Annotated in this window: 9 protein-coding genes; 5 read left to right on the top strand and 4 right to left on the bottom strand. The window is 41.0% G+C overall.

The window, feature by feature from the left end; genetic code table 11:
* Positions 1 to 264 precede the first annotated feature (264 nt).
* Positions 265 to 999 (top strand): hypothetical protein, encoded by a 735-nt coding sequence (locus HZC31_03225; protein ID MBI5002369.1) that lies wholly within the window; start codon positions 265 to 267, stop codon positions 997 to 999.
* On the opposite strand, the gene HZC31_03220 is transcribed toward HZC31_03225, so the two are convergent.
* Both HZC31_03220 and HZC31_03215 read right to left on the bottom strand, forming a co-directional pair.
* Positions 996 to 1,391 (bottom strand): adenylyltransferase/cytidyltransferase family protein, encoded by a 396-nt coding sequence (locus HZC31_03220; protein MBI5002368.1) that lies wholly within the window; start codon positions 1,389 to 1,391, stop codon positions 996 to 998. The genes HZC31_03225 and HZC31_03220 overlap by 4 nt on opposite strands.
* A gap of 67 nt (positions 1,392 to 1,458) precedes the next feature.
* Positions 1,459 to 2,343: a hypothetical protein gene (locus HZC31_03215; GenBank protein ID MBI5002367.1), complete on the bottom strand. Its 885-nt coding sequence runs from the start codon at positions 2,341 to 2,343 to the stop codon at positions 1,459 to 1,461.
* Between the two features lie 242 nt (positions 2,344 to 2,585).
* Between HZC31_03215 and HZC31_03210 the strand changes: the two genes are divergently transcribed.
* Complete coding sequence (locus HZC31_03210; GenBank protein MBI5002366.1) at positions 2,586 to 4,424, top strand: ATP-dependent DNA ligase; 1,839 nt, start codon at positions 2,586 to 2,588, stop codon at positions 4,422 to 4,424.
* A gap of 1 nt (position 4,425) precedes the next feature.
* On the opposite strand, the gene HZC31_03205 is transcribed toward HZC31_03210, so the two are convergent.
* Together HZC31_03205 and HZC31_03200 are read right to left on the bottom strand one after the other, a co-directional pair.
* Positions 4,426 to 5,205: a hypothetical protein gene (locus HZC31_03205; GenBank protein MBI5002365.1), complete on the bottom strand. Its 780-nt coding sequence runs from the start codon at positions 5,203 to 5,205 to the stop codon at positions 4,426 to 4,428.
* Positions 5,206 to 5,249: 44 nt separating this feature from the next.
* Positions 5,250 to 5,495: a hypothetical protein gene (locus HZC31_03200; GenBank protein MBI5002364.1), complete on the bottom strand. Its 246-nt coding sequence runs from the start codon at positions 5,493 to 5,495 to the stop codon at positions 5,250 to 5,252.
* 144 nt (positions 5,496 to 5,639) lie between these two features.
* On the opposite strand from HZC31_03200, the gene HZC31_03195 reads away from it, so the two are divergent.
* The 3 genes from HZC31_03195 (at position 5,640) to msrA (ending at position 7,905) form a co-directional block, all read left to right on the top strand.
* The gene (locus HZC31_03195) at positions 5,640 to 6,362 is read left to right on the top strand and encodes a hypothetical protein (protein ID MBI5002363.1); all 723 of its coding nucleotides are present in this window, start codon (positions 5,640 to 5,642) and stop codon (positions 6,360 to 6,362) included.
* A 66-nt stretch (positions 6,363 to 6,428) separates the two neighbouring features.
* Complete coding sequence (locus tag HZC31_03190) at positions 6,429 to 7,439, top strand: PHP domain-containing protein (protein ID MBI5002362.1); 1,011 nt, start codon at positions 6,429 to 6,431, stop codon at positions 7,437 to 7,439.
* A 4-nt stretch (positions 7,440 to 7,443) separates the two neighbouring features.
* Positions 7,444 to 7,905, top strand: a complete 462-nt coding sequence (gene msrA / locus HZC31_03185) for a peptide-methionine (S)-S-oxide reductase MsrA (protein MBI5002361.1) — start codon at positions 7,444 to 7,446, stop codon at positions 7,903 to 7,905.
* Positions 7,906 to 8,072: the final 167 nt, after the last annotated feature.

Here is an 8,072-nt window from a genome sequence, read left to right as displayed (position 1 = left end):
CTTAGTTGCGCTCATGCCTCGCATTCGGCAACAAGCTGCGTGGTAACGTGAATTGCGTCAACAAGTGATATAAAACGCAATTCACGGAATTAATAATTTCACCATCATCTCATATCATTAGCGAAATTATTAATATTGCCCGCTCGTAGTTCGGTGCGTCTGTGGAATTATAAAATTGGGTCACTGCAAGCAGTGGGATATTGAACCCAATTTTACAATAAAAACACAGTAACCATTAAAAACTTAAAATTCATTCTTCGTGTTATGTCACTCATGATTCCCGGTCTTAACACAAGAGCAGAGCTTGAACTTTTTTTGGTTTCAAAGCGAGCAAAACCCGCTGCTTTTATCAGCCTTGACGCGTTTGTCTCATGGATTGACGCAGATATAAGTGCCCGTCGAGATACTGGCTTTGCGGATCTTACTCACGCCCCCTCACTGTCCGAAACAGATCTTCGAAATCTTGAGCGCTATTTCTCTCTTCTTTCAGTTCATTACCGTCTTCGTGATAGAGGATCTTATTCTGTCCCCGGATCATCTGGAAAAAAATATTCTATAGACATTGCAAACTATTATCTTGGACAACACGAAAAATCTCTTGCCGCAGTTATTCAAGCATTCCATACAAGAGATGATTATATTATTGGACAAGCACTTGGTTTTCCTGAAGCAGCATGTCGCTCATATGGGAAAATAGTTGAGGGGGTCAAACGAGATTATGCTTATACTTTAGTACAACTTGCGCAGGCTCGAGACGCACACATTTCTGTCCCTTCATGGATGGCATACGTTACTTGGGTTCCTGATAAATTGGATTTTGTCGCGGGCAATATTTCCTCGTCAACACAAGAACTTGCAACGATATATCAACTTATCACAAGAGAGTTTAATAGAGAACTTGCTCAACGTGTTGAGAAAAGTTTCAGGAATGATACACTCCCTATACGTTGGCAACGGGGAGCAAATGGATGTTATGAAACAGAATACCCTGTATTTTAACGCTTGCTTTTTTTCCTCATAATACTTGACTTATACTTTTCTGGCTCAAACGCAGTCAGCGTGATTATTTCTGCTTTGATTTTTCTTTTCTTTAACTCTACTTCAATGTTTTGTTTATCCTGATCATAACCAAAACAAAGCACTGCTGGTTTCTGTTCTTCAATCACTTTGTAGAAATCATCCTCATACCCAAGAAGCGCTTTATCAACTATTGAACAAGACTTTACTTTTTCGAGTCTCTGGAGTTCATTTTGGTGCGGGTTGAATCCTTTTATCTTTTTGACACTCGCGTCGCGCGCGACAACGACAATTAAAGTTTCTCCATATTTTTTCGCTTCTTTGAAGAGATGGAGATGTCCTTCGTGGAGAAGATCGAATGTTCCAAAGACCATGACGGATTTCATACTGAAGAGTTTTCGCGGTCTTATTTAAAAGAGTTCTGTTTTGATTTCTGAGATGTCACTCAGAAAACAGAAGCGCTGCTTTATCATCGTACGCCACTACCATTGTTTCACACAAGCCGCTTGCTTCAAAAGCATCGTGCATGTCGTCGTCTGTCACTTCAAACACTGGATTGAAATACCAATAACTCTCTGAAATGAGTCCCGCCTGAGCGGCAACAGCGTCGTCACAAAACAAGGTCAGATACGCGCGATATTCTTCAAGCGCCTCTTCGCGCGTGAATATTTCCTGCGCAACACCGTCCTGATACACAAGAAGAGTCGATGCCAACGCGTCATTGATGTTGTAATAAAAGATCGCTGAAGGAAGCAAAAAGTATTCAGAAAGATAGACGCTATCTCCTGAAGCGATGACTTCATCGAGAACAGCGGGATCATGAATGTGATCTTCAGACGCAATCACCAAATCTTCCAGTTTCCCTGAATGATTGTCTGTGCGGCGGATGCCATAGAAAGCATGGATCCCTTCGTGAATCACTACAGAAGGAATATTTTGATCTGCAACTTCAAAAAAGAGATCTCTCACGGCAATAGTTCTTTTTTCCTGAATAATGCTGCAGTTATACCTTCCATTTTTAATATAAACATCTGACGAATATGTATAAACCTGCCCCGCCGCGAAATATTCTTTAAATGCCGCAAAGCCATTCTCTGTCTCCGCGAGAAACGCGGACGCTCCCACTGTTCCTTCTGCGTCAAAAATACTCGATTGATCAGCCGCGCCTGCCAATTCTCCCATAACAGAAAGAATAGCATCAGTGACTTCAATGCTTTCTGAAAGAATTGCGGACTCTGCTTCAGTCAAGGAACGAAGCTCGTCATTGGTTAATTTATAAGAATCATTGCAGCCAACAAAAACCGGAAGGAACAGAAGCGATCGCATATATCCATAAGAAATGGAGAGGTATTTAAATTTTACTATCAAAAAGGAGTAAAAGCGTAATTAATGTGATATATTGAAATCGTTGCGGATTGCATGATTTGTTGAAATAGTTCGATGATGTAGTGCTTAACTTTTTGAAAATCAACGTCAGATATTTTTTTGTCGACCAGGATGTTTAGAAATGTAGTGGTTAACACACTTTTTCAGAAACTTATATAAAACAAAACAATATGAAGAGTTTCATGGACTACTCCCCTCTTGTCGAAGTGTACGAAAGACTTAGTAAAACAAGCAAACGCCTCGAAAAAACCGCGATTGTCGCTGAACTTCTTTCTGAAACAAAAAAAGATGACGCACACAAAATCACCCTTCTCCTCAACGGCAGAATCTTTCCTGAATGGAGCGAAGAAAAAATAGGTGTCGCCGCAAAATACGCAGTGAAAGCAATCGCTGTCGCGACAGGAATAACCCCGGAAAAACTCGAAGATGAGTTCAGAAAAACCGGCGATCTTGGTCTTGTCGCGGAAAAGCACATCGCGAAGAAAAAACAAGCGACACTCTTCTCTCACAAACTCACTGTCACAAAAGTATTCGCGAATCTCCAGAAACTCGCCACTGTTTCTGGCGAAGGATCTGTGGAACAAAAAGTACAGCTGCTCGCGGAATTGTTGACCAGCGCGTCTCCTGCTGAAGCAAAATATATTATTCGCACCGCGCTCGAACAAATGCGTGTGGGGATTGGACAAGGAACACTCCGCGACGCAATCGCGTGGGCGTGCTTCCCTCGCTTTGTGCAGCTGTTTGATGACGCAAAGGAAATTGATCAAGCGAAATGTACCCAGATTGAGACTATTGAAGACATTGATACGATTGACAAAAAAGAGAAATTGTTTTTTCCAACAGAACTTCTCGCGCGGGAAATGTACAACAAACTTATTGCTGCGCTGGATCATGGCTACAACATGACCAATGATTTTGGAGAAGTCCTTGCGCTTGCGCGAGAAAAAGGATACAAAGGATTGCTTTCTCTTGACATTGAACCTTTCAGGCCCGTACAAGTGATGCTCTACCAAAAAGCAAAAGACATTGATGACGCGTTCGCGATCGTCGGTAAACCCGCCGCCTTTGAATACAAATATGATGGCTTTCGCATTGAATGCCACGTCGTTGGTGACAAAATTAAGTTATATACGAGAAACTTTGAAGAAGTCACGAAACAATTTCCTGATGTTGTGGACGCTGTTCGCAAGCATGTGAAATGCGAGAATTGTATTTTTGATTCTGAGGTTGTTGGCTTTAATCCAAAAACAACACAATATGTCGCGTTTCAACAGATTTCACAACGAATCCGACGGAAATACGATATTGAAGAAGCGGTGAAGAAATTACCTGTCGAAATTAATGTGTTTGATGTTCTTTATTACAATGGAAAAAGCACGATTGACAAACCATTCCACGAACGACGCGCGATATTGAACAAAATCGTTCATCCGAAAGATCGTGTTATTGTTTTGTCACGAATAATGATTACTGATAAGAAGGATGAAGCGACAAAATTCTATAATGAATCTTTGGATAAAGGCAATGAAGGAGTGATGGTCAAAAATCTTGAAGCAGTGTACAAACCCGGAAGCAGGGTTGGCTTTGGCGTGAAAGTCAAGCCAGTCATGGAAAGCCTTGATGTCGCAATAGTTGGGGCTGATTGGGGCGAAGGAAAAAGAAGTAGTTGGCTGACAAGCTTTACTGTCGCTGTTCGCGATGAAGAAGGCAATTTACTCGAGATTGGAAAAGTAGGAACTGGGATTAAAGAACTTGAAGGAGAAGGAGTGACGTTTCAGCATTTTACTACCTTATTAAAGGATGATATTCTTGAACAAAAAGGAAAAGAAGTGAAACTGCATCCAAAAATTATTATTGAAGTGCATTATGAAGAAATTCAGAAAAGCCCGTCGTACAGTTCTGGTTATGCGCTGCGGTTTCCTCGATTTATTCGACTTCGTGAAGATAGAGGGGTGCATGATTGCTCGACATTAGAACAGGTTGAGGAATTGTATAAGGAGCAGAGGGGACGGAAAGAATAATTTACTCTACATATGGTGCTGTTTTTCCATATGTTCGTAACTTGTTCTGCTGTTCAACAGTAATCTGCGCATCTTCTCCGAAAAGACGAATTGCAGGGAGATTTGAAACAGCCCATATATAAAAAGTTCCTGCGGATGTTGGTTGCGCAGACGCAAGTGGACTATCTGTTGGTCCTCTGACATATTCTGTACCAATAATGTATACAAGATGGGGGTTGTCAGAAAGATGTCCTTCTGTTATTCTGTTTGGGCGATGCATAATATCCGCAAGCGTCATTGCAATATAATCTATGCTTTCTTTAGGATTTAGCAAATCTTGTTCAATAGATACTCTTTCTGCATCCTGATGCCAATATTTTTCTCCTAAATACGCTGCGGTACTTACGTTTACCTGCCCAATACCAAGACTTGGATCAACTTCAAAAGAGAACGGAACACATGCATTCCATGTCAATGCCACTTTATCTTTCCAATCTTCAAGAAGTGTTCTACTCGCATTCTCTTCAACAATCGCGCCAACAATCATTTCAACAGGCACATTATAGGCTTTACTTGCAGCGACAAGCTCTGGCTTATACTGCTCAGCAAATGCTGTATACACTGGAGGAAGCTTATCAGGATTACTGAGGTCAGGAGTTTGGTAAGGCTTCTCTTCCGCGATTGGAGTTTTTAGCGCGTCAAGAAGAATTTTTGATTGTGTGTGCGTTGCAAAATAAGTAACTCCAAATAGTTCTGCCACAACGATTCCTGTCGCAAGCATTCTTTTGTCTGTTTTGTTCATTGTTATCCTTGTTTCATGTTGTTATTTTTAAAAGTATAGCAGATTTATTTATTATAATGTACTGCAACTGCTTTTATAGGTGATCTTTCTCTTGGCTGCGCTAAGTCATAAGGAAGTTGCAAACTTCCATCAGTTAGTTGAGCTCTCAATAATTTATACACTCCTAGAGAATCTTCGACTACTGGGTTTACCAACAAAACTCGCTCATCTAACGCAGGCGCTTCTACTGCTCCAGACCAATGTCCCTCTCTTATATCGCGAACCTTCTCTTTGATTTCCATCGTAGTCACCGAGACGTCTTTTTGGAACTTCTTAAAGAAGTTTTAACGTCCTACCTCCCATAAAATCGCTCATTTATATAGTTTTCGGTTATTTGTTACTTATTAGTGGTTAAAGTAGGAAATTATATAAAGAAGCGGGAAACCTTTAGAACTATGACCCTTAATACAAACGTACCCTGTGTACCAACTATTCGAAACATAACCAATCCTCTTCTTTATGGTCTAATAGCTCTCACCCCCTTTCAATTTGAAGGAGATGACGCTGTCTGGCGTTCTGATGAAGAGATCGCTTCTGTCATAATTCCGTATGTTGACGCAAATTATGAGAGGATTGCTCAAGAAATGGAACAGCAGTACGGCATTACCTTTTCTTCTGTCCCCTCATATACATATGATGCTCACCCTACCAGTGACGCAAATGCACATTATGATCCTGATACTGGCGCGATAACATTTCATACAGCAGGTGCATTTGACGCGGATGGTTTAGCAAAAGCGATGACAATACTTAGAGTTACAAGACGACAATTTCGTCAGGAATTGGAAGGGACAATACGCCATGAACTAGCACATGATTATTTTTTTGAACGAGCAGAAGCTGTGGGTATGAACACATATTGGAATGAATACATTATAGATCACGATGGGCATCCGGAGAAGAGGTCGATTGCTAAACATCAAATTGCTGAAGGAGTAGCGGAGTACATGAGTGGTAGAAAAAGAGACGATAAGAAAGAAACTTATGAACTTGTTGAACCAATCCTTTCTCTTACTTGCAAAGAAGGAATTGATGTGATTGTTCAAAATCCACTACTGTCCACAGAGTGGAATAACCTTCCTGCTTATACACATCGGCTTTTAGAGATTGTTAAATGAAATTCTGAATGAGTTTAAGAAGGATATCCACAAAAATTTATAAATCATCTTCCCTTAGAAGGCATAATGAACTGGCGATCAGTTGTCTTTCAAAAACCGCAGCATTCGAGCATTCTTCAAGAAGGATACAGCGCTGTCGATATGCACAATCATTCTGAATATTCTGACACGACTACTCCCATTACCACTATCGCAAAAAAGGCGAGAAAACAGGGAATCGGATTGGCATTGACTGATCACAATGAAGTCGCGGGAAACATCAAATTAGCGCAGGATAATCCTGATCTTCTCGTTGTTCCTGGACTTGAAATCACGACAAAAGAAATGGCGCACGTTTTGACGTACTTTTATTCGCGTGATGAATTGCAGGATTTCTTTGACACGCACATTAAAGATTCCCGTGGGGGAAATCCTAATCTTGCGACAAAGGTCAGCGTCACTGATTTATTGGATATGACTAAGAACTATAATTGCGTTATCGCTCCCGCGCATCCTTTCGCGTTTCCGAAACGCTTTAGCTTTATTTCCGCGATGGAACGTGGATTTGTGGACAAAAAAGTTTTGAAGTCACTCCATGGCGTTGAAGTGATTTGCGGCGCGAATCTGCGGCACATGAATCACTGCGCAGTTGACTGGGCTAATGAGTTAGGGAAAGCAACTATCGGCGGGAGCGACGCTCATACTCTTGGTTCTCTCGGAAGTGTCGTGACTGTTTCTGAAGGTTCTACTGTCGAAGAAGTGTTGAGCGCAATAAAACGCAAGAAAACATCTGTTGTGGGAAGTGAAGCAAAATTCTACCAACGACCGTTGTCTGTTGCGAAGATCGCTTCTTGTCATTTACGTTACTTTAAACCAACGATGCAGACGCAGTATGAACTTAGTGTGAAAATGCCTTTGCGAACGACGAAGAAAATTTTGCAGCAAAAACTTGGTCCTGAGAAACGAAAAGAACAACGAAAAGGACTTGCTCGCGGAATTGCGGCGCTTTCTTCTGAACTCGAATTTCGCGGCTATCCTGCTATTCAGAAACCTGTATTATTTCAGAAGTTTTCTAAGATGATGAAGAAAGAGTTGTGAGAAGATGGAGACCGCGACATTTGGCGCAGGCTGTTTCTGGAGCGTTGAAGAAACATTTCGAACGTTGAAGGGCGTTGTTTCTACTGCTGTTGGTTATATGGGTGGGACTCTGAAGAATCCGACGTACTCTGCTGTTTGTAGCGATGAAACTGGGCATATTGAAGTTGTTCAAGTTGTTTTTGATCCTACTGTTGTTTCTTACAGAAAATTGTTAGAAATATTCTGGAATTGTCATGATCCAACGACATTGAATAGACAAGGTCCTGATGTCGGAACGCAATATAAGTCTGTGATTTTTTATTATACTGAAGAACAGAAGAAAGAGGCTTTGCGTTCTCTTGCTGAATTGCAGAAAAAAGTTAGTAAGAAGATTGTTACGGAGATACTCCGCTCTGCTGTGTTTTATCCTGCTGAAGAATATCACCAGAAATATTTAATGAAGAAAGGATTGAAGGTTTGTCGATAGAGTTTTTTAGATCTTTTTGTTTAGTTTCAAATAAATTCTTTTTTTCAATAATACCCCATTGCTCACGCAATGGGTCCCCCTGACAGTAAAAGGTCTTGCTAGTGCGTGTTTTTTCTTTTGTTGCTGAGCAAATAATCGCCTTACAGTCCTCGAGAATCCCTAATCTT

The organism is Candidatus Woesearchaeota archaeon (assembly GCA_016214075.1).
In the GTDB taxonomy this organism is placed as follows: Archaea; Nanobdellota; Nanobdellia; order Woesearchaeales; family DSVV01; genus JACRPI01.
Note: the sequence above shows the minus strand (reverse complement) of the source record. Positions and strands in the feature narration are given on the sequence as shown.

Bases quoted from the DNA above. Each gene is read 5' to 3' on its own strand.
- HZC31_03195 (MBI5002363.1), top strand. From the start codon at position 5,640: ATGACCCTTAATACAAACGTACCCTGTGTACCAACTATTCGAAACATA.
- HZC31_03205 (MBI5002365.1), bottom strand. From the start codon at position 5,205: ATGAACAAAACAGACAAAAGAATGCTTGCGACAGGAATCGTTGTGGCA.
- HZC31_03220 (MBI5002368.1), bottom strand. From the start codon at position 1,391: ATGGTCTTTGGAACATTCGATCTTCTCCACGAAGGACATCTCCATCTC.
- HZC31_03215 (MBI5002367.1), bottom strand. From the start codon at position 2,343: ATGCGATCGCTTCTGTTCCTTCCGGTTTTTGTTGGCTGCAATGATTCT.
- HZC31_03210 (MBI5002366.1), top strand. From the start codon at position 2,586: ATGGACTACTCCCCTCTTGTCGAAGTGTACGAAAGACTTAGTAAAACA.
- HZC31_03225 (MBI5002369.1), top strand. From the start codon at position 265: ATGTCACTCATGATTCCCGGTCTTAACACAAGAGCAGAGCTTGAACTT.
- HZC31_03190 (MBI5002362.1), top strand. From the start codon at position 6,429: ATGAACTGGCGATCAGTTGTCTTTCAAAAACCGCAGCATTCGAGCATT.
- msrA (MBI5002361.1), top strand. From the start codon at position 7,444: ATGGAGACCGCGACATTTGGCGCAGGCTGTTTCTGGAGCGTTGAAGAA.